22 protein-coding genes and 1 pseudogene are annotated in these 24,661 nt (G+C 59.2%); 8 read left to right on the top strand and 15 right to left on the bottom strand.

Annotated elements, in window-relative coordinates; genetic code table 11:
* Positions 1-48 precede the first annotated feature (48 nt).
* The 5 genes from ACIGEK_RS07855 to ACIGEK_RS07835 all read right to left on the bottom strand — a co-directional run bounded on the left by ACIGEK_RS07855 (position 49) and on the right by ACIGEK_RS07835 (position 4,348).
* On the bottom strand, positions 49-273 hold the full coding sequence (locus tag ACIGEK_RS07855) for a hypothetical protein (protein WP_397492736.1): 225 nt from the start codon (positions 271-273) through the stop codon (positions 49-51).
* A gap of 598 nt (positions 274-871) precedes the next feature.
* Positions 872-2,515, bottom strand: coding sequence for a chaperonin GroEL (gene groL / locus ACIGEK_RS07850; protein WP_397492735.1), 1,644 nt, complete (start codon positions 2,513-2,515; stop codon positions 872-874).
* Between the two features lie 59 nt (positions 2,516-2,574).
* Entirely contained in the window at positions 2,575-2,868 is a 294-nt protein-coding gene (locus ACIGEK_RS07845; protein WP_296132517.1) for a co-chaperone GroES, read from the bottom strand.
* 235 nt (positions 2,869-3,103) lie between these two features.
* A complete protein-coding gene (locus tag ACIGEK_RS07840; protein WP_397492734.1) occupies positions 3,104-3,553 on the bottom strand; it encodes an FxsA family protein in 450 nt (149 codons plus the stop codon).
* A 63-nt stretch (positions 3,554-3,616) separates the two neighbouring features.
* Entirely contained in the window at positions 3,617-4,348 is a 732-nt protein-coding gene (locus tag ACIGEK_RS07835; RefSeq protein ID WP_397492733.1) for a HugZ family protein, read from the bottom strand.
* A 186-nt stretch (positions 4,349-4,534) separates the two neighbouring features.
* Between ACIGEK_RS07835 and ACIGEK_RS07830 the strand changes: the two genes are divergently transcribed.
* Positions 4,535-5,293, top strand: coding sequence for an SDR family oxidoreductase (locus tag ACIGEK_RS07830; protein ID WP_397492732.1), 759 nt, complete (start codon positions 4,535-4,537; stop codon positions 5,291-5,293).
* A 258-nt stretch (positions 5,294-5,551) separates the two neighbouring features.
* Here the strand turns inward: ACIGEK_RS07830 and ACIGEK_RS07825 are convergent, their stop codons facing one another.
* A complete protein-coding gene (locus ACIGEK_RS07825) occupies positions 5,552-6,556 on the bottom strand; it encodes a DUF481 domain-containing protein (RefSeq protein WP_397492731.1) in 1,005 nt (334 codons plus the stop codon).
* 110 nt (positions 6,557-6,666) lie between these two features.
* Positions 6,667-7,665: a DUF481 domain-containing protein gene (locus ACIGEK_RS07820; RefSeq protein WP_397492730.1), complete on the bottom strand. Its 999-nt coding sequence runs from the start codon at positions 7,663-7,665 to the stop codon at positions 6,667-6,669.
* 1 nt (position 7,666) lies between these two features.
* Here ACIGEK_RS07820 and ACIGEK_RS07815 point away from each other — a divergent pair, with 1 nt between their 5' ends.
* The 3 genes from ACIGEK_RS07815 to ACIGEK_RS07805 all read left to right on the top strand — a co-directional run bounded on the left by ACIGEK_RS07815 (position 7,667) and on the right by ACIGEK_RS07805 (position 10,452).
* Entirely contained in the window at positions 7,667-8,056 is a 390-nt protein-coding gene (locus tag ACIGEK_RS07815; protein ID WP_397492729.1) for an MGMT family protein, read from the top strand.
* Positions 8,057-8,099: 43 nt separating this feature from the next.
* Complete coding sequence (locus ACIGEK_RS07810; protein WP_397492728.1) at positions 8,100-9,641, top strand: AmpG family muropeptide MFS transporter; 1,542 nt, start codon at positions 8,100-8,102, stop codon at positions 9,639-9,641.
* Positions 9,642-9,726: 85 nt separating this feature from the next.
* Positions 9,727-10,452: a lipopolysaccharide kinase InaA family protein gene (locus ACIGEK_RS07805; protein ID WP_397492727.1), complete on the top strand. Its 726-nt coding sequence runs from the start codon at positions 9,727-9,729 to the stop codon at positions 10,450-10,452.
* Between the two features lie 27 nt (positions 10,453-10,479).
* Here the strand turns inward: ACIGEK_RS07805 and ACIGEK_RS07800 are convergent, their stop codons facing one another.
* Together ACIGEK_RS07800 and ACIGEK_RS07795 are read right to left on the bottom strand one after the other, a co-directional pair.
* Positions 10,480-11,310: a mechanosensitive ion channel family protein gene (locus tag ACIGEK_RS07800; protein ID WP_397492726.1), complete on the bottom strand. Its 831-nt coding sequence runs from the start codon at positions 11,308-11,310 to the stop codon at positions 10,480-10,482.
* Positions 11,311-11,422: 112 nt separating this feature from the next.
* Positions 11,423-11,902: a YajQ family cyclic di-GMP-binding protein gene (locus tag ACIGEK_RS07795; RefSeq protein ID WP_090249077.1), complete on the bottom strand. Its 480-nt coding sequence runs from the start codon at positions 11,900-11,902 to the stop codon at positions 11,423-11,425.
* A 142-nt stretch (positions 11,903-12,044) separates the two neighbouring features.
* On the opposite strand from ACIGEK_RS07795, the pseudogene ACIGEK_RS07790 reads away from it, so the two are divergent.
* The 4 genes and pseudogenes from ACIGEK_RS07790 to ACIGEK_RS07775 form a co-directional block, all read left to right on the top strand.
* Positions 12,045-12,921 (top strand): annotated as a pseudogene (locus ACIGEK_RS07790) (response regulator); the annotation flags it as partial.
* 110 nt (positions 12,922-13,031) lie between these two features.
* On the top strand, positions 13,032-13,940 hold the full coding sequence (locus ACIGEK_RS07785) for a putative 2-dehydropantoate 2-reductase (RefSeq protein WP_397492725.1): 909 nt from the start codon (positions 13,032-13,034) through the stop codon (positions 13,938-13,940).
* A gap of 46 nt (positions 13,941-13,986) precedes the next feature.
* Positions 13,987-16,005: an ATP-binding protein gene (locus tag ACIGEK_RS07780; protein WP_397492723.1), complete on the top strand. Its 2,019-nt coding sequence runs from the start codon at positions 13,987-13,989 to the stop codon at positions 16,003-16,005.
* 2 nt (positions 16,006-16,007) lie between these two features.
* Positions 16,008-16,592 carry a cob(I)yrinic acid a,c-diamide adenosyltransferase gene (locus ACIGEK_RS07775; protein WP_397492722.1) on the top strand — a complete coding sequence of 195 codons (585 nt, stop codon included), beginning with the start codon at positions 16,008-16,010 and terminating at the stop codon, positions 16,590-16,592.
* 86 nt (positions 16,593-16,678) lie between these two features.
* Here the strand turns inward: ACIGEK_RS07775 and ACIGEK_RS07770 are convergent, their stop codons facing one another.
* From ACIGEK_RS07770 to secA, 6 genes are all read right to left on the bottom strand, one after another.
* On the bottom strand, positions 16,679-17,563 hold the full coding sequence (locus ACIGEK_RS07770; RefSeq protein ID WP_397492721.1) for an RluA family pseudouridine synthase: 885 nt from the start codon (positions 17,561-17,563) through the stop codon (positions 16,679-16,681).
* A 54-nt stretch (positions 17,564-17,617) separates the two neighbouring features.
* The gene (locus ACIGEK_RS07765; protein ID WP_397492720.1) at positions 17,618-18,679 is read right to left on the bottom strand and encodes an HPP family protein; all 1,062 of its coding nucleotides are present in this window, start codon (positions 18,677-18,679) and stop codon (positions 17,618-17,620) included.
* 115 nt (positions 18,680-18,794) lie between these two features.
* Entirely contained in the window at positions 18,795-19,736 is a 942-nt protein-coding gene (locus ACIGEK_RS07760) for a Nudix family hydrolase (protein ID WP_397492719.1), read from the bottom strand.
* The gene (locus ACIGEK_RS07755) at positions 19,733-20,365 is read right to left on the bottom strand and encodes a glutathione S-transferase family protein (protein WP_397492718.1); all 633 of its coding nucleotides are present in this window, start codon (positions 20,363-20,365) and stop codon (positions 19,733-19,735) included. The genes ACIGEK_RS07760 and ACIGEK_RS07755 overlap by 4 nt, the downstream gene beginning before the upstream one ends.
* A 126-nt stretch (positions 20,366-20,491) precedes the next feature.
* The gene (gene argJ / locus ACIGEK_RS07750) at positions 20,492-21,709 is read right to left on the bottom strand and encodes a bifunctional glutamate N-acetyltransferase/amino-acid acetyltransferase ArgJ (RefSeq protein WP_397492717.1); all 1,218 of its coding nucleotides are present in this window, start codon (positions 21,707-21,709) and stop codon (positions 20,492-20,494) included.
* A gap of 137 nt (positions 21,710-21,846) precedes the next feature.
* The gene (gene secA / locus ACIGEK_RS07745) at positions 21,847-24,579 is read right to left on the bottom strand and encodes a preprotein translocase subunit SecA (protein WP_397492716.1); all 2,733 of its coding nucleotides are present in this window, start codon (positions 24,577-24,579) and stop codon (positions 21,847-21,849) included.
* Positions 24,580-24,661 lie beyond the last annotated feature (82 nt).

Below are 24,661 nucleotides of genomic sequence, written 5' to 3'. Positions count from 1 at the left end.
ACAAAAAAGCCCTGCATTGCAGGGCTTTTTTATGTCTGTCGAATCGGATCAACCTTGCGAACGAGCGCCCTGGGACAGGCTAAACATAAACAGCAACAGATCCTGATCCGGTTTGAGCGCCTCGGCCGTTCGCGCCTGCGGCGGCAGCGGACAGTAGCCCCGCTCATTGAGGGTGATGACCTGGGGGCTGGCTTCTTGCCAGGCCGCAGCCGCAAGCGAGGCCACGCTGAGCGCGGTTACCAAAAATAAACCTCGTGCGATTTCTAGCTTCATCACTGCAACCTCTTGATAGCGCTGCTAAACGCTGTATGTAGACCCTAGATCACTGATAACCGCAGCATCGCGCTTTGCGACCAGCGGTCGTTACTGCCGGACTCTGCCGGCAACTCCATCCAGATCATCCTGATCCACAAGCAAGCCATTTAGCAGGCCAGGCCTTTGAGCTGCATTCACGCCATTGGTTCAATGCGTGAGCAAACCAAGGTTGGGCGCCGCAACACCGCACCTTGCGGTAACACTCTCACGGTCACTTAATTGCCCAATTGCATCAGCTTGGTGCGTCATAGAACCAACTGTTTTAAAACAGCTGCAGGCAAAACCGTAACCGGCACAATCTCCAGCCACACAGCAAAAGCGGCGTGGTAGAGCACATCCAGGTGAGGTCAAAACACGGAGCAGCAATGCTGACCAGCAGCACAGCGCAGATTGACAGGCTCCAGTCCGGGAGCACGCATCACACAAAGCAATTGGCGTACCGCTTTGCCGCGAGGGACTGTTATAGCCTAGAAAAATGAAAACCCCGTGACAGGCACGGGGTTTTCTTTACAACGTACAGGCCGCCTGGCGACGGCCTGTTAGGGGCCGGGCTGGCTTACATCATGCCGCCCATGCCACCCATGCCGCCCATGTCCGGCATACCGCCACCGGCTGGTTTGTCTTCAGCCACTTCGGCAATCATCGCTTCGGTGGTGATCATCAGGCTACCGATCGAAGCTGCAGCTTGCAGTGCCGAACGAGTGACCTTGGCCGGATCGAGAATACCCATCTCGATCATGTCGCCGTAGGTGTCGGTAGCGGCGTTGAAGCCGTAGTTGCCCGAACCCTGCTTGACCTTGTCGACCACAACGCTTGGCTCGCCGCCGGCGTTGGAAACGATCTGACGCAGCGGCGCTTCAACAGCGCGACGCAGCAGAGCGATACCGACGTCCTGATCGGCGTTGTCGCCTTTCAGTTCGCTGATGGCCTGCAGAGCGCGAACCAGTGCCACGCCACCGCCAGGTACCACGCCTTCTTCAACGGCCGCGCGGGTTGCGTGCAGAGCGTCGTCAACGCGGGCTTTCTTCTCTTTCATTTCAACTTCGGTACCGGCACCGACTTTGATCACGGCAACACCGCCAGCCAATTTGGCCAGACGCTCTTGCAGCTTCTCTTTGTCGTAGTCGGACGAAGTGTCTTCGATCTGCTTACGGATCTGCAGTACGCGAGATTCGATATCAGCTTGAACGCCAGCACCGTCGATGATGGTGGTGTTTTCTTTGCTGAGGATGACGCGCTTAGCGTTACCCAGGTGCTCCAGGGTAGCGCTTTCCAGGCTCAGACCGATCTCTTCGGAGATCACGGTACCGCCAGTCAGCACAGCGATGTCCTGCAGCATGGCCTTACGACGATCACCAAAGCCTGGTGCCTTAACGGCAGCAACTTTAACGATACCGCGCATGTTGTTCACAACCAGAGTCGCCAGGGCTTCGCCTTCAACGTCTTCAGCCACGATCAGCAGCGGACGGCCGGACTTGGCTACAGCTTCCAGAACTGGCAGCAGCTCACGGATGTTGGAAACCTTCTTGTCGACCAGCAGAATCAGCGGGCCGTCGAGCTCGGCAACCATGGTGTCCGGCTTGTTGATGAAGTATGGGGACAGGTAGCCACGGTCGAACTGCATGCCTTCAACAACCGACAGTTCGTTTTCCAGGCCCGAACCTTCTTCAACGGTGATCACGCCTTCTTTACCGACTTTTTCCATAGCTTCGGCAATGATTTCGCCGATGGAGGTGTCGGAGTTGGCGGAGATCGAACCGACCTGAGCGATGGCTTTAGTGTCAGCGCAAGGCTTGGACAGGTTCTTCAGCTCGGCAACAATGGCGATGGTCGCCTTGTCGATACCGCGCTTGAGGTCCATTGGGTTCATGCCAGCAGCGACGGCTTTCAGGCCTTCGTTGACGATGGCTTGAGCGAGAACGGTAGCAGTGGTGGTACCGTCGCCTGCGTCATCGTTAGCGCGCGAAGCAACGTCTTTAACCAGCTGAGCGCCCATGTTCTCGAAGCGATCTTTCAGCTCGATTTCTTTGGCAACGGAAACGCCGTCTTTGGTGATGGTCGGAGCGCCGTAGCTCTTCTCGATGATCACGTTACGGCCTTTCGGGCCGAGGGTCGCTTTTACCGCGTCAGCCAGAACGTTGACACCGGTGAGCATTTTCTTGCGGGCGGAATCGCCGAATTTAACTTCTTTAGCAGCCATGATGGTTATTCCTTAATTCGTTCAAATAGAGCGGAATTCGTAGCGACGGGGCGCTGAAATCAACCTTCAACGACAGCGAGGATTTCGCTCTCGCTCATTACCAGCAGGTCTTCACCGTCAACTTTCACGGTGTTGCTGCCGGAGTAAGGGCCAAACACCACTTTGTCGCCGACTTTGACGGCCAGGGCGCGCACTTCACCGTTGTCCAGCACGCGGCCGGTACCGACAGCGAGGATTTCACCGCTGTTGGCTTTCTCGGCAGCGGAACCTGGCAGCACGATGCCGCCTGCGGTTTTCTTTTCTTCTTCGCTGCGACGGATTACGACGCGGTCATGCAGAGGACGAAGCTTCATTGTCGATCTCTCCCAATAGGTGGTTTTTCGGCCGGTGTATTCACCGGCGGGTTAGCAAAATCCGGCGAGGCCGGTTGCGTTGCGCCAGGCGCAACGCTGAAGTCTGATTCTGTCTGACGACAGAAAACCTTGCGGTGACCGCTACATAAGGGCGTACAAGAGGATTTCAAGGGCAGGGGATGATTATTTTTACGATCAGCACTGCCAAAACAAGACCTACACGTTGCGTACAAGCTTACTCACGACGCTCATATTCACCTTCCAGCACATTAGGCCTGACCTGCCCGGAACGGGCGGCCTGATCATCAAAGAAGGCACGCTGGCGCATAGCCTGTTCGGCGGCACGCAGACGTATCTTGTTGACCAGCAGACGGCGCGTGAAGGGGATCAGGCAGAAGACACCGAAGATGTCGCTGATAAAGCCTGGCAGTAACAGCAAACCACCACCGACGGCGATCAGCAGCCCCTCGAGCATTTCCTGCTCGGGCAGCTCACCACGCGCCAGTTTTTCCCGAGCACGCCAGGCCGTGGCAACACCAGCGACACGCAGCAGCACGCTGCCAAGAATCGCAGAGCCAATGACCAGCATCAGCGTCGGCAGCACGCCGATGGCGCTGCCCACCTGAATCAACAGGGCCAATTCGATGATCGGAAACAGCAAAAACAGAAACAGAAAAGCGCGCATCAAAGGTTCCTTAACGGAAGATCAGCTTCCTATGGGACAGAAGTATGGGGCGTTAGGCTGAATTCAAGCTGAAGCCTGACCGTCGGTCGGCCAGACTTCGGCGCGAGCCAGTGCTACCAAGGCCTGGCGCACCTCCAGCGGACTGTTACAGGATGTTGGGAAGGCCAACCAATACAGACCCTGACCGATGCGCAAGTGGAAACCTTCGCTATCGAGACCGACCAGCTCGGCCGGCGTATGGCCGGGCAAGCCAACCAGCTCGACATAGTGAGCGATAGCGTCAGCATGATCACTATTCATGTGTTCGGCCATGCCGATTTCACTCTCGCCGGCAAAGGGATTGGTCAGGGCCACCTGGTCCAGCCAGTGAATCGCGCCAAAACCGCCGATATAGCGCCAGCGCACCGGTTCCAGCCGCCAGAAATCGAAGTCATGGGCCTGGTGATAGCCGCGCGAATCCGGAAAATAGCGGTAATAGCGCTGCGCAGCAGCTGCAACCTGCCCTTCGTCATCCAATTGCCGCGCTTGCGCGAGCAGCGTAAGACGGCCGACCGCCTGCACATCCTCCGCTCCACGCTCGCCCACCAGCAGCGAGCACTTGCCGTCCTGCTTGAGGTTGTGGGTGTGTTGGGCGATGCGGCTGATCAGAATCAGCGGATAGCCGTCAGCATCCAGGCAGTAAGGCACCACTGATCCGAAAGGGAAGCCCGGCATGGCCTTGGAATGGGTACTGAGCACGCCACGGTATTCCTTGAGCAGCAATTCTCGGGCATGCTTGCCGGCTTTCACGCTCAACTTATGACTCCTTGTATAGAATCCGTCACAAACGGACAGGCGCTTTAGAATAACGGTTACAGCGCCGGCAAGGTTACACCGAAGAGCCTGTTGATAATCTCGCGGGCTGGGCCAGACACTGCTATCGCGGTATGCCCGGCGCGCAGCAGAGGTTGCAGCGGTTCGAACCACTTGAGGGGATACGCAATGCAACTCAAAGACAAAGTGATCGTCATCACAGGCGGCTGCCAGGGTCTGGGCCGCGCCATGGCTGAATACCTGGCAGAGAAAGGCGTCAAGCTGGCGCTGGTCGACCTGAATCAGGAAAAACTCGACGAAGCAGTGGCTGCCTGCAAGGCTCTGGGCGTGGAAGCCCGCGCCTACCTGTGCAACGTCGCCAATGAAGAGCAAGTGACCCAGACTGTGGCACAGATTGCCGAAGACTTCGGTGCGATCAACGGCCTGGTCAACAATGCCGGCATCCTGCGTGACGGCCTGACCATCAAGGTCAAGGACGGCGAAATCACCAAACTGAGCCTGGCCCAGTGGCAATCGGTGATCGACGTCAACCTGACCGGCGTATTCCTCTGCACCCGTGAAGTCGCGGCGAAGATGATCGAACTGAAGAACGAAGGCGCGATCATCAACATCTCCTCGATCTCCCGCGCGGGCAATATCGGCCAGGCCAACTACTCCGCCGCCAAGGCCGGTGTGGCAGCCGATACCGTGGTCTGGGCCAAGGAGCTGGCGCGTTACGGCATCCGCGTTGCGGGCGTAGCACCGGGCTTTATCGAAACCGAAATGGTTGCCAGCATGAAGCCGGAAGCGCTGGAGCGCATGACCTCGGTCATCCCACTGCGCCGCATGGGCAAACCGGCCGAGATCGCTCACTCGGTTGCATATATCCTGGAAAACGACTACTACACCGGTCGCGTTCTGGAGCTGGATGGCGGCCTGCGCCTCTGATCCGCTAGATCGAAACGCTGCAAACAAAAAGCCCCGCAATGCGGGGCTTTTTGTTTTGCTTAGCATTTGTTCACGAGCTAGCGAGCTAGAGTCCTGCAAGGCAAAAACAGGCGAGGAAGCGGAGCGTACTTTTGTACATGAGCATTACTCGTTTCACTTGCCCTTCGGGCCGCGCTAAAGCGCGTTAGCCGCAAGCGGCATCCCGAGCCTGTTTTTAACGCCGCAGGGCCGACGCGCAGCAGATCGACGGCCTAACACTTACCAGCCGACGCCAAAACCCAGGCTATAACGGGTTTCGTCCAGCTCACCTTCCGAACCACTGACCAGGTCCTTCTCCGCCTTCATATTCAGCGAAGCCCAGTCCGTCAGCTTGTAACGTAGCCCCACCGCAGCATCCAGGGTGTAGTCAGCCACATTGGCCAGCGGCTTACCCACCTCACCATCGCTGAACAGCTCGACACTCTTGCCGACCAGGTAGCGGTTGTAATCCCACTTCATACTCACCGCATAGAAGTTGTCACGTTCGCCATTGTCGTACTCATAGTCCGAACGGTTAAGTAGGCCGGCCACGGAGAAAGCACCCAGCTCGTTGTCCCAGAACTGATAACCGGGACCGGTACCCAAGGTACGCTGGCGGCGCACCTCTTCAATACGGTCACGCTTGTATTCCATGCGCCCCTGCCAGAACCATTTCTCAGTCAGAAAACGGTCAAGCGCATATTCAGCACTCCAGTTATCGGTGGTCACCACGTCATCCTGGAACTCACGGTTGTATTCCGCCTCGGCGTGGTGCCGCCACAGGCCATGCCGCGCCTGAGTTTTCAGGCTGACGTCATAGTCGTCGGTGTCACGTTCAGCACGCTTGTAGTCCAGGGCCGCATCGATATTGCCCTTCCAGACCAAGTCCTCAACCAAGGGTTTGGGCTTGAGAATCTGCTGGATGCTCGCCAGCTCAACAGTCTTGGGAGCACCACCGTTGGCCAGCGTCACCTTGCCCGGCTCAGCCGACTGCAGGGATTTGGTGCGCTCGCCAGCAATAGCGTTTTCCTTGATCAGCAGTTCCTGATCGCTTTCCAGGGTCGCGATCTTGCTCCAGTCGAGGGCAATCGCGCCGCCGTAGTCGGTTGCCAGCAACAGCTTGCCACCGTCGTAGAACTTGATCTTGCCGGTCAGGCGGTCGCCGTTCTTCAGCCAGACGGTATCCGCCAGCGCGGAGGTGGCAGCCACAGAAAGGGCCAGGCACAGCAGGGTTCGGGAAAACATAGGAATGGTTTTTCTACTTCGGGTTCGCGGAAGGTCGCGCATTATCCGTAAGCACGACGCCAGAGCAAGCACTGACCGACAGAACCACTGCGAGTTCACTACGGTCTGCCCTACCAGCCGACCCCTACCCCCAGCAGATAACGCCGTTCACTGCTGGTCTGGCCGAGCCCACGCGCCTGGTCCAGCTCATACAACAGCGAGAGGCGCGCCCAGTCCGTCAGCCGATAACGCAGGCCCATTTCACTGTCGAGTACATAGTCAATTTCATCTATGTCCGGCAGCTGCAGCTCGGCCGTACTGTAGAACTCCAAACGGGTGCCCCAGAGCAGGCGTTTGTAATCCCAGGAAAACGAGTAGGTATTCAGTGCCAGCTCGCCGGCACTACTGTCCAGTTGCAGACGATTGAACTGGCCAATCACATCCAACCGGCCCAGCTCATTATCCCAGAAGCGATAGCCCGGACCGGTACCCAGCGAACGCTGACGATTCAGGAAGGCGAACTCGTCTTCGTCCTGCTCGGCACCGACCCGCCAGAACCAATGGTACGTGATAAAGCGGTCGAGATCGTATTCCAGCTGCCAGTTGTCGGCAGTCTTAGCGTCATTCTTGACCTTGCGTTCCAGCTCACCGGCTAACACGTGACGCCAGCGGCCATGCTCCATACGCGTATTGCCTTTAAGCTTCCACTCATCGCTATGGTTGTCGTCGCGTTTCATGTCCAATTTGGCGTCCAGGTTGCCCTCCCATAAGCGGTCCTGCAGCACCGGGCGCGGTGGAATCAGCCGATTGATACTCGCCAGAGGAACGGTCTGTGTGCTTTCGCTGACGACCCGTACCATGCCCTTTCCGGCGGCTTCCAGTTGATTGCTGCGCTCGCTATCGAAGCCCTGGCGACGTATCAGCAAGGGTTTCTCCGAGCGCAGGGTGTCGATATCCTTCCAGGCAATCAGCACCTGACCGGCGTACTTGGTTTTCAAGGCCAGTTTGCCGCCATCGAGCAGAACTATCTCGCCGCTCAGGCGGTCACCATTGTTCAACCACACCGTGTCCGCCCAAGCAGGTGCGGCCAGAGCAATAACCAGAAAACACAACAGAGTACGTAGCAGCATGATGGAAAAGCCGGATAGCGAGCTAGGACAGGGGCAGAAGCATGCCGCGCCAGGCCAGCCAACAGCAAGCCAACTCGAGCGTCGCACGGCACTTTATACGGCGCTGGCCCAGATACCTGCCGGTTGCGTGGTGAGTTACGGCCAACTGGCCGCATATGCAGGCCTGGGCCGCGCCGCGCGCTGGGTCGGGCGCACCCTCAGTCAGCTGCCGGACGGCAGCATCCTGCCCTGGCACCGGGTAATTGCCGCCGGCGGGCGCCTCAGCTTATCCGTTGATAGTCTCTCCGGCGCGGAGCAACGCATCCGACTACGTGAAGAAGGCGTGCAAATCCATAACGATAGGGTGGATATGCCGCGCTATGGCTGGCGCCCAATGGAGCACAGCGGTTAGAGTGCGCCCTTTATTAGGTCAAACTCAGGCTGATACCCCTTCAATGCCCCGTAAAAGCTGGCGTGATGCCATTGCTGCCTACTCCAGCCCCTCGACATTGGTGCTGCTGCTTCTAGGGTTCGCCGCTGGCCTACCTTATATGTTGGTGTTCTCCACCCTTTCAGTCTGGTTGCGCGAAGCCGGAGTGGCCCGCGATACCATTGGTTTTGCCAGCCTGATCGGCCTGGCATACGCCTTCAAATGGGTGTGGTCGCCGCTGCTCGACCAATGGCGTCTACCGCTGCTTGGCAAGCTGGGCCGGCGGCGCTCCTGGCTGGTGCTATCGCAGATACTGATCGCTATCGGCTTGGCCGGCATGGCCCTGTGTGACCCGCAAACCCATCTGACCTGGCTGATTTCCCTAGCCGTACTGGTGGCCTTCGCCTCAGCCACCCAAGACATCGCCGTCGACGCCTACCGCTTGGAAATCGTCGACGACACCCGCCAGGCCGCACTGGCCGCGAGCTACATGGCCGGTTACCGCGTCGCCGCCCTCCTCGCCACCGCCGGCGCGCTGTATTTCGCCGAAGGCTTTGGCTCCACCGCCCTGCTCTATCAGCATGGCGCCTGGGCCGGCACCTACCTGTTGTTTGCCCTACTGATGCTGCCCGGCCTGCTGACCAGCCTGTGGATGCGCGAGCCGGATGTACCACTGCGTACGCAATTGGCCGCTGCGCGCTATGGTTTCAGCCATCAGATTATGTCGGTATTGGTGCTGATCGTGCTGCTGGTGTCGGTACCGGCGATGTTTACCCAGTTCTATCACACCGATTTCGCCAGCCTGGTCAACGGCGAAGCGAGTTTGCTCGACCTGCTGCTGGAAGACCGCGCCTTCCTGCGCGCCCTGCTCTACAGCATCCTCACTGCCCTGTGTCTGTCGTCCATGGGCCGCCGCGGCCTGGCCCCGGTGCTGACGCCGGTTAACGACTTTATCGTGCGTTACCGCTGGCAGGCCTTCCTGCTGCTGGGACTAATCGCCACCTACCGCATGTCGGACACCGTGATGGGTGTCATGGCCAACGTGTTCTATATCGACCAGGGTTTTACCAAGGATCAGATCGCCAGCGTCAGCAAGCTGTTCGGCCTAGTGATGACCCTGTTTGGTGCAGGCTTTGGCGGCCTGCTGATCGTGCGCTTCGGCATTCTGCCGATCATGTTTATCGGCGGCGCGACCTCGGCGGCAACCAACCTGCTGTTCCTCATGCTCACCGGCATGGGCGCAGACCTGCAGATGCTGATCGTGACCATTTCCGCCGACAACTTCAGCGCAGGCCTGGCCACCGCGGCATTTGTCGCCTACCTGTCGAGCCTGACCAATCTGAAGTTCTCTGCCACCCAATACGCACTACTCAGCTCGATCATGCTGCTACTGCCACGGCTAATTGGTGGTTACTCAGGGGTGATGGTGGAGAAGTTCGGTTACGCCGAGTTCTTCCTGATAACCGCCTTGCTGGGCATACCAACGCTGATCCTGATCGTTCTGCAATGGCGCCGCGAGCGGCCAAATAACTCCAGCGACTCCAACGCTATTGCGCCCCCCGAATAACAAGAAAACAGCGTCTAATAAGACGCACATATCAGCCTAGCAGGCACGAGTCTTGCTGAGGATTGATATCTAAAAAGGGCAAATTATGACCGCAAAACCTAGCGTCTCCGACACCCACTCATCCACTACTAGCTTCGAGAACTGGTGGAAAATCCAAGGCGAATGGGTAGAAGAGCCCAATGATAGGCGAGGTGGTTATAGCGGTGTTCAGCGCATCTATGCAGAGGGCAAGCTGCTCTACGCTAAACGCCAAACAGGACACATACACCGTAGCCTTCTACACCCTTTCGGTCGCCCAACCGTACTGCGCGAGCAAGAAGCACTACTGGGAGCCCGTAAAGCTGGGGTGACAGTGCCAGAGATTGTTTATTGTGCTGCTGAGCAAAGCACGCAAGGCTGGCGCGCATTGTTAATCACCAAGGCCCTTGAAGGCTTTCAACCAATTGATGAGTGGTATGCCAACAACGGCCGCGAAGAGTATGGAGAGGCGCTCCATCAACAGCTACTGGTCGAGGTGGCCCACACCCTTGCACGGCTACATACTGCTCGCTGGCAACATGGCTGCATTTATATCAAGCATATTTTTGTACGCATTACCGGCGAGGGCTCCGCAGCTATGCCCGAAGTCGCGCTGCTTGATCTAGAAAAATGCAGACAACGCCTCACCAGCAAACAGGCTGCGATGCACGACATGCTGCAGCTACGTCGCCATTCGCCTTGGGATCAAAGCGATTGGAAAACCCTGATTGGCCACTATCAAACCGCCATGGGTCATATCTTCAAAAGCCTCTATAACGCCACTCGCCCCTAACAGGGCGAGCCGCGGTGCGAGCCAGGCTCAGCTGGACTGCTGCACCAGATGCACCACCCGCTGCGGGAATGGAATGCCGATACCGGCTTCAGTCAAACGCTCCTTCGCCTGCTCGATAAAGGCAAATGTCACCGGCCAGAAATTCGGTGTATCCACCCAGACCCGCAGTGACACGTTGATCGCGCTATCGCCCAACCCTGTAACAAAAACCACCGGGGCCGGGTCAGCATGCACCCGCGGATCCTTGGCTATTTCCAGCAGCACCTCACGAGCTTGCTTGATGTCGCTGGAGTAGTCGATGCCAAGCTTGATATCGGCTCGACGCTTGGGCTCACGCGAATAGTTGGTGATATGGCCGTTCGATAGGCTGCCATTGGGCACGATCACCACCTTGTTATCCGCGGTTTTCAGCGTGGTATGGAAAATCTGAATACTGTCGACGCTGCCCGATACGCCTTGCGCCTCAATCCAGTCGCCAGCACGAAACGGGCGAAACAGCATGATCAATACCCCGCCAGCGAAGTTCGCCAGGCTGCCTTGCAAAGCCAGACCAATCGCCAGGCCGGCAGCACCGATCACTGCGATAAAGGAGGTGGTTTCCACGCCGATCATCGAGGCCACGCTGACCAGCAGCAATACCTTGAGCACGATGCCGACCAGGCTGCAGATAAAACTGCTCAGCACTCGATCAACCTGACGCATATTAAGTAAACGACCAACACTCGAGGTAAGCCGGCCAATCAGCCACCAACCAATCAGCATCGTGATCAAAGCCAGAGTCAGCTTGCCGCTGTATTCAAGCACCACAGGCAACCAGGCCTCGGACATTTTCACCAGTTGTTCGACGTTCATATCCATCTGTTAATCCTTGTAAACCTTTGAAAATAAAACGCCACGGCAAGCCGTGGCGGTTTCACTGCACCAACACCGTTGCGACGCCTGTGCGGCGGCAAGGTTCAACGTTCACGCATTAATCGCGGAAGTTATTGAACTGCAGCGGCATACCGAAGTCCTTGGCACGCAAGGCAGCGATGGCCTCCTGCAGGTCATCGCGCTTCTTGCCAGTGATACGCACCTGCTCCCCCTGAATGGCGGCCTGCACCTTAAGTTTGATGTCCTTGATGTGCGCGACGATCTTCTTCGCCAGGTCCTTCTCGATCCCTTCGCGCAGGATCACTTCCTGCTTAACGCTCTTGCCCGATGGGTAGGCGTCCTTGAACTCCAGGCACTGCACATCAATCTTGCGTTTGACCAGGCAGAGCTTGAGAATCTCAACCATCTGCTCCAACTGAAAATCCGCATCGGCTGTCAGGTTGACAGTCAGCTCTTTCAGCTCAAAGCTACCTTTACCGCGCAGATCATAACGACGGTCCAGTTCCTTTATGGCACTGTCGATAGCGTTGGTAACTTCATGTTTGTCCAACTCGGACACCACGTCGAACGAGGGCATGGGCTTACTCCAGATAGACGGCGCGCCCTGCATCACGAATGGGGCACGCCTGGCTTGACGGTAAAAAAACCCGGCCATTATATAGTGGTAGCAACATACACTGCCCGGCGAAGTATCGGGCCCACGTGATTTCCCTCTAGCGAGCCTGCCCATGCCTAACCCCCACCTGAGCATTTTGGTCGTCGATGACGCCAAGTTCTCCAGCGCCATGATCGGGCGCGCCCTGAGCCAGGCGGGCTATCAGGACCTCCGTTTCGCCAGCAGCGCCGCAGAGGCCATCAAACTGCTCGAACAGCGCCCTGCCAGCGTTTTACTCGCCGACTGGCTGATGCCTGAGATGAATGGCCTGGAACTGACCGTGCAAGTGCGCCAGTTCGATGAAATGGCCCACCACTACACCTACGTCATCCTGCTCACCGGCAAGGAAGGTGAAAACGTGCTGGGCGAAGCGTTCGATAGCGGTGTCGATGACTTCATCAGCAAGGCAGCGATGAACGAGCAACTGGTGCCGCGCGTCTACGCCGCCGACCGTCTGTGCAACACCCTGCAGCGCCTGCTCCAGGAAAACCGCCTACTGACCGAAAATATTGCCAGCCTGGAACAGCGCAACCTGATCGACCCGCTCACCGGTCTAGGCAACAACCGTTACCTGCACCAGAAGATGCTCGACAGCCTGCGCCAGGTCGAATCTCGCGGCGGAGCCCTGTGCTACCTGCTGATCGGCCTGCAGGATGTGCATGAGCTGCACCAGCAGCATGGCGATGCCTTCTACAACGAGCTGCTTACCGGCGTGGCACGGCGCCTGCAACAGCTGGTGCGACCACTGGATGTACTGGTACGTCTGGATGAAAGCCACTTCGGCCTGATCACCCTGCTGACCGATTTGCATGAATGCTCGCCCAGCAGTTTCAAGCGCCTGCATGAAGGCATCAACCTCAAGGCGTTCAAGACCAGCGAAGGCTTTATCAGCCTCAAGGCGGGTATCAGCCTGGTGGGTCTGGATGCAAAAGGTCTCCCCATCACCCCGGATCAGATCACCGAACACGCAGCCAGGATACTGCCCGAGTCGCACAGCACAGGGCTTGTCACCGCCTTGCGTCTGTCTTTGCCGCAATAAGCTGTACCGCATATGTGGCATATCCTCGGCGCCGGCAGCCTCGGCACTTTATGGGCGACGCGCCTGGCGCGCGCCGCCCGGCCGGTGCAGCTGATCCTGCGCGACCCGGCGCGCCTACACAGCTATCAACAGGCCGGCGGGCTGACCCTGATTGAACAAGGTCACGCCCAGCACTACGCCATTCCCGCGCAAACAGTCGATTCCCCCCAGCCGATCCAGCGCCTGCTGCTGGCCTGCAAGGCCTATGACGCCGCCGCGGCCGTCAGCCAACTGGCGCCACGCCTGGCCCCTGGCGCCGAAATCCTCCTGCTGCAGAATGGCCTTGGCAGCCAGGACGAAGTCGCTCGCGCAGCGCCCCAAGCACGCTGCATCTTCGCCTCCAGCACCGAAGGCGCATTTCGTCAGGCAGATTTTCAGGTGGTATTTGCCGGCCACGGCCATACCTGGCTTGGCGACCCGCTCAATCTGCAGCCACCCACCTGGCTGGAAGACCTGCACCAGGCCGGTATTGTTCACGACTGGAGCCTGGATATTCTTAGTCGGCTGTGGCGCAAGCTGGCACTGAACTGCGCGATCAACCCGCTGACCGTGCTGCACGACTGCCGCAATGGCGGGCTGCGTGAACACCCGGCGCAAGTTGCCTGCCTGTGCAACGAGCTGAGCGAGTTGCTGCACCGCTGCGGCCAAAGCGCGGCCGCCGAGGACCTGCATGACGAAGTACAACGGGTGATCCAGGCCACCGCCGCCAACTATTCCTCCATGCACCAGGATGTCAGCCAGGGCCGCCGCACGGAAATCGCCTACCTGCTCGGCTATGCCTGCAACGCCGCACAACGCCACCAACTGGTGTTGCCTCATCTACAGGCCCTGCACAGCCAACTACTGGCCCACCTTGACGCACGTGGATTGCCCAGCCACTGAGGCCCGCGTTAACCTGCCTGCACTTCAACCATCGCGACAGCCCGCCATGCCCCTGCGTCAGAGCCTCGAAAACCTACCGGTCGGCCGCAAACTGCTGGTCGCCCTGCTGGCTTTGCTCGCCACCGTGCTGCTGGTGGCCAACCTAGCCTTTATCAGCGCGGCCTACTGGATTTCTCAGGAAAGCGTGGCGCCCCAGGCCCTGCACACACTCGGACGACTGATAGCCAGCCCACCGCTGAGTAAGGAAGCATTGAGCACACCGGCAGCTGCCGAAACGCTGCTCCGCCGCCTGGATGACTACGCGCCATTGCGCGCGGCGGTAATCTATGACGCCGAGGGGCTGAACCTGGCACAGCTGCAGCGCGGCACCAAACTACAACTGCCGCAGCGCGTCGAAGAGGTCGAGTCATGGCGCCACAGCGAATTCCGCATCAGTCAGCTTGTCGAGCTACCGCAGGCCACGGGCAACTCTGGCCATCTGCTGTTGGTAGCCTCCAGCGAGCTACCGGGGGTGTTCTACACCGGCACCCTGACCGCCAGCGGGGTGATTCTGGCCTTGAGCGTCCTGTTCTGGCTGATCGTCTCGCGCCAGGTGCGCCGCCTGATCACCCGTCCGATCCGCCGCCTGGAAGAACTTTCGCGCCAGGTCACCCGCGAAGAGAACTACGCCCTGCGCGCTCGCCGTGGCAACCGTGACGAGATCGGCAGCCTGGCCGATGCCTTCAACACCATGCTGGTGCGCATCGAAGCCCGTGAGCAGCAGCTCAAGCGCGCCCGTGACGACGCCCAGGAAGCCTTCGACCAAGCCCAGCACCTGGCAGAAGAAACCCGCCACTCCAACCGCAAGCTGGAGCTGGAAGTGCAGGTGCGCGGCAAGATCGAGAAGAAGCTCACCGGCTTTCAGAAGTACCTCAACAGCATCATTGACTCCATGCCCTCGGCGCTGATTGCCCTCGATGAGCAGCTCTACGTCACCCAGTGGAACCAGGAAGCCAGCAGCCTTTCCGGTACGCGCCTGGACGAGGCGCTAAACCAGCCGATCTTCCTCGCATTCGCGCCGCTCAAACCCTTCCTACCGCAGCTAAGGCGCACTGTCGAACAGCATCAGGTGGAAAAGATCGAACGGGTCACCTGGGGCAGCAACGAGCAACCGCGCCACTTCGCCCTGACCTTCTACCCACTGATGGGCGGCAGCGGGCGCGGCGTGGTGATCCGTATCGACGACATTACCCAGCGCCTCAACCTGGAAGAGATGATGGTGCAATCGGAGAAGATGCTCTCGGTCGGTGGCCTGGCCGCCGGCATGGCGCATGAGATCAACAACCCGCTAGGGGCCATCCTGCATAACGTGCAGAACATCCGCCGACGCCTATCACCCGAGCTGGAAAAGAACCGCGAACAGGCGGAGCAAGCAGGCATCTGCCTGGAAGCCATCGACCGCTACCTGAATGCCCGGGAAATTCCGCGTCTGCTCGACGGCATCCAGCAGGCCGGCAGCCGTGCAGCAAAAATTGTCAGCCATATGCTGAATTTCAGCCGCCTCAGCGATCGCCAGCTGGCGCCGTGTCAATTGCCAGCACTGCTCGATCAGGCAGTCGAGATTGCCAGCAATGACTTCGACCTGACCGAAAGCTTCGACTTCAAGAGCCTGAACATCCAGCGCGAGTTTGCCGCCGACCTACCCCCTGTGCCGGCCACCGCCAACGAACTGGAGCAGGTGCTGCTCAACCTGCTGAAAAACGCTGCCCAGGCCATCCATCAACGCGACGACAGTAAGACACCTGGACAGATCACCCTACGCGTACGCCTGGCGCCGCCCTGGGCGGAAATCCAGGTGGAGGACAATGGCGTCGGCATGCCCGAGTCAGTGCGCAAACGCATTTTCGAGCCATTCTTCACCACCAAGGAAGTCGGCCAGGGCACGGGGCTTGGTCTGTCGGTGTCCTACTTCATCATCACCAACAACCACAAAGGGCAGATGGAAGTGCAGTCCCAAGCTGGCCAGGGTACCTGCTTCACCCTGCGCCTGCCGATGACCACCGCCACGTCTGACACAGGTCTCTGAACATGGGTTACCGCCTCTCAAAAATCTATACCCGCACTGGCGACGCCGGCGAAACCGGCCTGGCCGATGGCCGCCGCGTAACCAAGGACCACCCTCGGGTGGATGCCATGGGCGAGGTCGATACATTGAACAGCCATATCGGCCTGCTGCTGGCCGAACTGGCCGAACAGCAAGCCCAGTGGCCAGGGCTGGCCGAGGTTTTCGAGATGCTCGCGCCCTGCCAGCACCGCCTATTCGACCTTGGCGGTGAACTGGCGATGCCGGACTACCAAGCCTTGCAAGCCCCGGAAATCGAGCGCCTGGAAGCCGCTATCGACCGCTGGAACGAAGAAGTCGGCCCGCTGGAGAACTTTATCCTGCCCGGCGGCTCGCGCCTGATTGCCCAGGCCCACGTGTGCCGCAGCCTGGCCCGCAGCGCCGAGCGCCGCTGCCAACACCTGAATGCCGTGGAGCCGATTCGCGGCGTCGGCCTGGCCTACGTCAACCGCCTGTCAGACCTGCTGTTTGTCGCCGCACGGCTGATCGCCAAGCGTCAGGGGATCGCTGAAGTGCTCTGGCAGGCGGCAGCCAAAGAGCCACAACGCTAAGCCTGTAGCCGCGTAGGGTGGATGACGCTGTTTTCATCCACCATTACGGGTTGGCGGATGGATAAAGCGCCACCCACCCTACGACTTCAGAGCAGACTCAGCTGGCTTTCGAATGCGCGACGCTCGCCGGTTAACGGATCAATAAAGCTCAGGCCCTTGGCTAGCAGCTTTAGCGGCTTGCTGTAGTCATCCGGAGCATCGGTGACCTCGGGATAGAACGGATCATTGAAGATCGGCGCGCCCAGCGCGGCCAGGTGCACACGCAGCTGATGCTTCTTGCCGGTAACCGGATACAGCCGATACAGCCAGTATTCGCCGAGGCGCTGGGCGACCTCGACACGGGTTTCGGTATTCGCTTCACCAGTCACTTCCTGCATGCGGAAGAACGGCTCGGCTCCCTCCAGCCGCGTCGCCCGCAACAGCGGAAAGTCCAGCTGCGGCAAGGCCGCCGCCAACGCCTCGTAGCACTTGTCCATCTGCCGCAGGCGAAACAGCGCCTGGTACTGAGCACGGCTCTGGCGATTGGTGGAAAACAGCACCAGGCCGGCGGTGTGCCGATCAATCCGGTGCAGCGGCACCAGGTCGGCATTGCCCAGGCGCTTGGCCAGCCGCGCCTGCAGGGTCTGCTCGACGTATTCACCAGCGGGCATCACCGGCAGAAAATGCGGTTTGTCGGCCACCAGCAGGTGTTCATCAACATGCAGCACGGCTTCCTCGAAGGGGATCGGCGTTTCCGCCGGAACTTCGCGAAAGTAGTGCACCTTGAGCCCTTCGCGATACGCCGCAGTTATCCCAATAGGCTGACCCTGAGCGTCGAGCACCCGGCCACGTGCGATCCGCTCCTGCCACACCGTCGACGCAATCGCCGGGAAATGCGCACACAGGCACTCGAACACCGTCGCCCAGTTGCCACGCGGCAGGTGCAGAGTGCTGGGGCGCATATTCGACGGAGAGCGAGCTTCAACAGGCATGGACACACTCAACAACCAAGCGGTGGAAAACACAGGATAACGTAGCTGCTGCAATCAGCTGCCAGCTGAAGTCACCGCAGAGGCTTGCAGGGACATTCGAAACATTGCCGCGAGTAGATCGGACTGGCTGACAATACCCACCACTCGACGTTCTTCGTCGATCACCGGGATCACGTGCACATCCGCCTCAGTGAACATCTGCACCAAGTAGGTTACTGGCCAATCGGCGTGACAGGTAGGCACCGGGTGACGCATAGAAGTGGCTACATCAGGAGCCTCAGTAGAGGCTTGCAACAGATCATGCAGCCCTAGCATGCCAAGCAACTCACCTTGAAGGTTAACCACGGGCATCGCCGTCAGACGGTACTGATGCAGGCTGGCTTGAGCGTCGACAAGGCGGTCATCCGGCCCCAGTGTTCGCACGTCGCGGGACATAATGTCGCCACAGAACACCTCACCAACGCGCCGCTGATAAGACCTCAGCTCGGTCTGCAGGAGAATCTCCTCCAGATCTTCACGGGAAATGTCGAGTAACTCACCGCGCGCCTCGAGCACCGCATCCAGATCCGCCGAGGTAAAACCCAAGCGATCACGCGGGAGCGGATCACGAGTCCCATGCACATTGCCTTGTTCCAACGGACGATATGGGTATTGCCGACGCAGAGCGTTATTGAACAGCAAGGCAATCAACAGCAAGCCAATGGAGTTAAGTCCCACCGGATAGAGGGCGAAGTGATAACCCAGCTGAGCCACTTCTGGCCCTGCTAACACGGCCGTCAGCGCAACCGCACCACCCGGTGGGTGCAGGCATCGCAGGGTAAACATCGCGGCAATCGCTAGGCCACCTGCGAGCACCGCCACCCAGGCGTCGTGGCCGAACCAAGTAGCGCATGTGACACCAATCAGGGCGGAAATCAGGTTTCCGCCAATAATCGACCAAGGCTGTGCCAAAGGACTGGCCGGCAAGGCAAACATCAACACCGCCGACGCGCCCATAGGCGCTATCAACCAAGGGCTGCCGCTGCCCAACACTTCGTGACAGAGCCAACTGCTGAACAACAGCCCCAACACTGCGCCCACACAGCTCAACACCCGTTCTTTCAGGCTGATTGCCATGGGAGCAGGCCAGAAGCCTTTCAGCCACGTTTTGATGTTTTGCACCGTCAAACGCTCGTCTGTCACACACCATTCAAGGTGCGCGACTATAACGCCCTTTGCCCATAGGAGGCAGTTACTCCGGCCAGAACGCGCGAATCCCCGCCACGCCCTGAGCGCCGACCTGCCAGGCGCGCTCCAAATCGGCCGGCGTAACCCCGCCTAGCAGATAGGCCGGCAGATTGAAGCCCTGCAGCAGCTCGGCAACCTGCCCCCAGCCCAGCGGTTGCGCATCGGGGTGGGTCTGAGTCGCTTGCACAGGTGACAGGGTGATGAAATCAACGCCCATCTGCGAAGCCAGCTCCAGCTCCTGTGCTGAATGACACGAAGCCGCTAACCAACGCTTCGCAGGAAACGGCCTGCCGCCGGCGCTCAACTCACGCAACTGCTGCGCCGTCAGATGCCAGCCCGCGGCGGGAAAATCGCCCAGCCATTCCAATGGCCCCTTAAGCATCAGCTGCGCCTTGCCCGCACACAAACCGAGGGCGTCCACGGCAATATCGCGGTACTGCGCATCGAACATCGCCGGGGCGCGCAGTTGCAGCAAACGAATACCGTTTTTCAGCGCTGCCTGGATACCGCGCAGCAACTCAGGCCCACTCAGTCCCTCGGGCGTAATCAGATAACGCTCGGGTAAACGTGCGGCTGCAACAATCGGCCGATTGGCAGCGGGAAACTCATATTCGTCCAACTGCCGAGGGCTGACCCAGGCCAGCGGCTGGCCTTCGGCACCATGCGGCTCACCGGTAAAGGCCGAGACCTCCCAGACGTCCAGCAACACCTGCTTGTCCGGGTAATCGTGACGCACCTGAATCAGCGGCCGTGCGGCGCTGGGGCGAATGCCCAGCTCCTCTTCCAACTCACGGGCCAGCGCGGCCTGCACCGTTTCGCTGGCCTCGACCTTGCCACCAGGAAACTCCCAGAGCCCGCCCTGGTGCTTATCTTCAGGCCGTTTGGCGAGCAGTATCTGCCCGTCCACGCCACGAATAACCGCGACGGCTACATGAATACGCTTCACGCCAGATGTTCCTCCTGGGCGGCTTGATACCAGCGCTGAAACGCTGGCCACTGGTAGATCGTCTCAACGTAGGCGGCAGCCTCTGCCGGCAACTTCACCTGATAACTGCGCAGACGCGCCGCCACCGGGGCAAAGAAGGCATCAGCCAGGCTGGGCTGACCAAACAGGAAGCCGCCACTCAGACCAAAACGCTGCCGGCACTCGGCCCACAAGGCGCAGATACGCTGAATATCGGTCATGGCTTCAGCCGGTATCTCAACCAGTGCCTGATTGCGCTTGAGATCCATCGGCAGGTGGCTGCGCAATGCGACAAAGCCACTGTGCATCTCGGCACAGGCACTCCGCGCTAACGCACGCGCCGCTCGCCCCTGCGGCCACAGCTGGGCAGCAGGGAAGCATTCGGCCAGGTATTCGCCAATCGCCAGGGAGTCCCAGATGGCGCCGTCATCACTGATCAGCAACGGCACTTTACCGGTCGGCGAGTGCTGCAAAATTCGCGCGCGCGTATCGGGCCGGTTCAGGGTAATCAGCTGCTCAGTATAGGCTGCGCCAGTCAGCTCCAGGGCCAGCGCTGCACGCAGCGACCAGGACGAATAGGTTTTGTCGCCGATAATCAGAGTAAGTGACATGGGCTGCGCTCGTTGCGAGAAGGTCGAGTGACCTTAAAAGGCGACTCCCGCAATAGCAAATTCCCGTTGTTCATAGGGGCATGAACAACGGGAATGCGGGCAGTCAAACAGCAGGTACGTGGCAGATCAGGTACGGTATTCGGCGTTGATCTTGACGTACTCGTGGGACAGGTCGGTGGTCCAGATGGTCTCGCTGCAACCGCCACGGCCCAGCTCGATACGGATGGTGATCTCTTCCTTGGCCATCACCGCCGCGCCCTGCTCTTCAGTGTAGGTGGCGGCTCGGCAGCCACGGCTGGCAATGCACACATCACCGAGGAATACGTCGATCAGGCTGACATCCAGTTGCGCCACACCGGCGTAACCGACAGCCGCAAGAATGCGCCCCCAGTTCGGGTCGGAGGCAAACAGGGCGGTCTTAATCAGCGGTGAATGGGCCACAGCATAGGCAACGTCCAGACACTCCTGATGCGTGCCACCACCATTGACCTGCACGGTGACGAACTTGGTCGCGCCTTCACCGTCACGAACGATGGCCTGCGCCACCTCCATAAACACCTCGCACACTGCCTGCTTGAGCTTGGCGAATAGGTCGCCGCTGGCCTGGGTGATTTCTGGCAGGGCAGCCTTGCCGGTGGCGATCAGCATGCAGCAATCGTTGGTCGAGGTATCGCCGTCGATGGTGATGCGGTTAAACGACTTGTTCGCCGCGTCACGGACCAGGTCCTGCAGCACGCTGCGCGCGACCTTGGCGTCGGTGGCGATATAACCCAGCATGGTTGCCATGTTCGGGCGAATCATCCCGGCGCCTTTGCTGATGCCGGTCACAGTGACGGTGACGCCATCGTGACTAAACTGGCGGCTGGCACCCTTGGGCAGGGTGTCAGTGGTCATGATGCCGGTGGCAGCCTCGGCCCAGTGGTTCTCGGACAAATCGTCGAGAGCAGCCTGCAGCGCGCCTTCGATCTTCTCCACTGGCAGCGGTTCACCAATTACCCCAGTGGAAAATGGCAGCACGGCACCTTCATCGACACCGGTCAGCTGAGCCAGGGCGGCGCAGGTGCGCGTGGCATTCTGCAGGCCCGGTTCGCCAGTACCAGCGTTGGCGTTACCGGTATTGGTCAGCAGATAACGCACGCTGCCCAGCACCCGCTTCTTGGCCAGAATGACCGGCGCAGCGCAGAACGCATTGAGAGTAAACACACCCGCTACGCTGGAGCCTTCGGCACATCGCATCACTACCACGTCCTTGCGCCCCGGGCGTTTGATGCCCGCAGAGGCAATGCCCAACTCGAAACCTGGAACCGGGTGCAGGGTAGACAACGGGCCAAGACCAACAGCCATAGAAAACGCTCCTTGAGGTGGTAGGACTTATTGCGATGGTAAAACGCCGCGAGCGGTCAGACCGTTCGCGGCGTTAATCAAGCTAGGCCAAGCATAGCCAACTTCACTGTCGGCTCAACCCGCTCTACACAGTCGGGTTAGTTAACCTGACCGTGGCAGTGCTTGTACTTCTTGCCGGAACCACAAGGGCACGGCTCGTTGCGGCCGATCTTCGGCTCGGTACGGACCGGCGCGGCAGCAACCGCCAGATCACCCTCTTCTTCGCTGGCTTCCGGCAGCAAGGCTGAAGCTTCGGCATGCTGGAACTGCATGCGCTCGGCCAGGGCTTCGGCTTCACGGCGCAGACGGGCTTCTTCCTCGGCCGGATCTTCACGACGTACTTGCACATGCGACAGCACGCGGATGGTGTCGCGCTTGATCGAATCCAACAACTCCTGGAACAGGGTGAAGGACTCGCGCTTGTATTCCTGCTTAGGGTTCTTCTGCGCATAGCCGCGCAGGTGAATGCCGTGACGCAGGTGATCCATGGTCGACAGGTGGTCTTTCCATAGGTCGTCGAGCACACGCAGCAGAATCTGCTTCTCGAAGGTGCGCAATGCCTCAGCACTGGCCTCGATTTCCTTCTCGTTGTAGGCGGTGATCAGCTCTTCGAGAATGCGCGCACGCAAAGTCTCTTCATACAGCTGGTGATCATCGTCGAGCCACTGCTGGATCGGCAGGCGCAGATTGAAGCTGCTGTATAGCGCCTCTTCCAGGCCGGCAATATCCCACTGCTCAGGCAACGACTGCGGGGCGATATGCTGGTTGATGGTGTGATCCAGCACTTCCTGACGGAACTCGGCGATGGTTTCACCGATGTTGTCGGCAGCCAGCAGCGTGTTACGCATGTGATAGATCACTTTGCGCTGCTCGTTGGCCACGTCGTCGAATTCCAGCAACTGCTTACGCATGTCGAAGTTGCGTCCTTCAACCTTGCGCTGAGCTTTTTCGATGGCGTTGCTGACCATACGGTGTTCGATGGCTTCACCGGACTGCATGCCCAGGGCCTTCATGAAGTTCTTCACCCGGTCCGAGGCAAAGATGCGCATCAGGCTGTCTTCCAGCGACAGGTAGAAACGGCTGGAGCCTGGGTCACCCTGGCGGCCAGCACGCCCACGCAGCTGGTTATCGATACGACGCGATTCGTGACGTTCGGATGCGATCACGTGCAGACCACCGGACTCGATCACCTGTTGGTGACGCTTCTGCCAATCGGCCTTGATCTGTGCAATCTGCTCGGGCGTGGCATTTTCCAGGTTGGCAACTTCAACTTCCCAGTTGCCGCCCAGCAGGATGTCAGTACCGCGACCGGCCATGTTAGTGGCAATGGTCAGCGCACCCGGACGACCGGCCTGAGCGATGATTTCCGCTTCCTTTTCGTGGAATTTGGCGTTGAGCACCTTGTGCTCGATGCCTGCCTGATTGAGCAGCGCAGACATGTGCTCGGACGTTTCGATGGTGGCCGTACCGACCAGCACCGGACGGCCCAGGGCCATACTTTCCTTGATGTCAGTGACGATGGCGGCGTACTTCTCCTCCGCAGTCAGATAGACCAGGTCATTGAAGTCCTTACGCGCCAAGGCACGGTTGGTCGGGATCACGATCACCGCCAAGCCATAGATCTGATGGAACTCGAACGCTTCGGTATCAGCGGTGCCGGTCATGCCGGACAGCTTGTTGTAGAGACGGAAGTAGTTCTGAAAGGTGGTCGAGGCCAGTGTCTGGCTCTCGGCCTGGATCGGCAGGCCTTCTTTGGCTTCGATCGCTTGGTGCAGGCCTTCGGACAGACGACGACCGGGCATGGTACGGCCGGTGTGTTCGTCGATCAGCAGCACCTGGTTGTTTTGCACGATGTACTCAACGTTGCGGTTGAACAGCTTGTGCGCACGCAAGCCCGAATACACGTGAGTCAGCAGGCCCAGGTTATGTGCCGAATACAGGCTCTCGCCCTCGGCCAGCAGGCCAACTTCGGTGAGCATCTCTTCAACAAACTGGTGGCCAGCCTCGTTAAGCTCGACCTGGCGAGCCTTCTCGTCGACCTTGTAGTGGCCTTCCTGAGTGACGATGCCCTCCTCTTCCTCAACATGCAGCTTGAGGCGTGGAATCAGCTTGTTGATTTCGATGTAGAGGCGCGAGCTGTCTTCAGCCTGGCCGGAGATAATCAGCGGGGTGCGCGCTTCGTCGATCAGAATGGAGTCAACTTCGTCGATCACGGCGAAATTCAGCTCGCGCTGGAATTTATCTTCCAGACTGAAGGCCATGTTGTCGCGCAGGTAATCGAAGCCGAATTCGTTGTTGGTGCCGTAGGTAATATCGGCAGCGTAGGCTTCACGCTTCTCTTCTGGCGGCATAAACGGGGTGACGATACCCACAGTCATACCGAGGAATTCATACAGCGGACGCATCCAGTTGGCGTCGCGGCGAGCCAGGTAATCGTTGACCGTGACCACATGCACGCCCTTACCGGACAGCGCATTGAGGTACACCGCCAGGGTCGCCACCAGGGTCTTACCTTCACCGGTGCGCATCTCGGCGATCTTGCCTTCGTGTAGGGTCATACCACCAATCAACTGCACGTCGAAGTGGCGCATGCCCATTACACGCTTGCCGGCTTCGCGGGCTACCGCAAAGGCTTCGGCGAGCAGCTGATCGAGGGTTTCGCCTTTGGCCAGACGGGCTTTGAACTCATCCGTCTTGGCACGTAGTTGCTCATCGGAAAGGGCAAGCATCTGCTCCTCGAAGGCATTGACGGCTTGTACCGCCTTGAGCATGCGTTTGACTTCACGCTCGTTCTTGCTTCCAAAGAGTTTTTTCAACAGAGGCGCAAACATATCGACAGGATCTTCCAGGCGTATGGATTGAGGGCGGCTGAACAGCGACCCATGCAGCCTTTATGGCTGCGTGCGAAGGGGG

The sequence above is a fragment of the Pseudomonas sp. NPDC079086 genome (assembly GCF_044542155.1).
Lineage (GTDB): Bacteria > Pseudomonadota > Gammaproteobacteria > Pseudomonadales > Pseudomonadaceae > Aquipseudomonas.
This window is presented reverse-complemented; position numbering and strand designations above follow the sequence as displayed.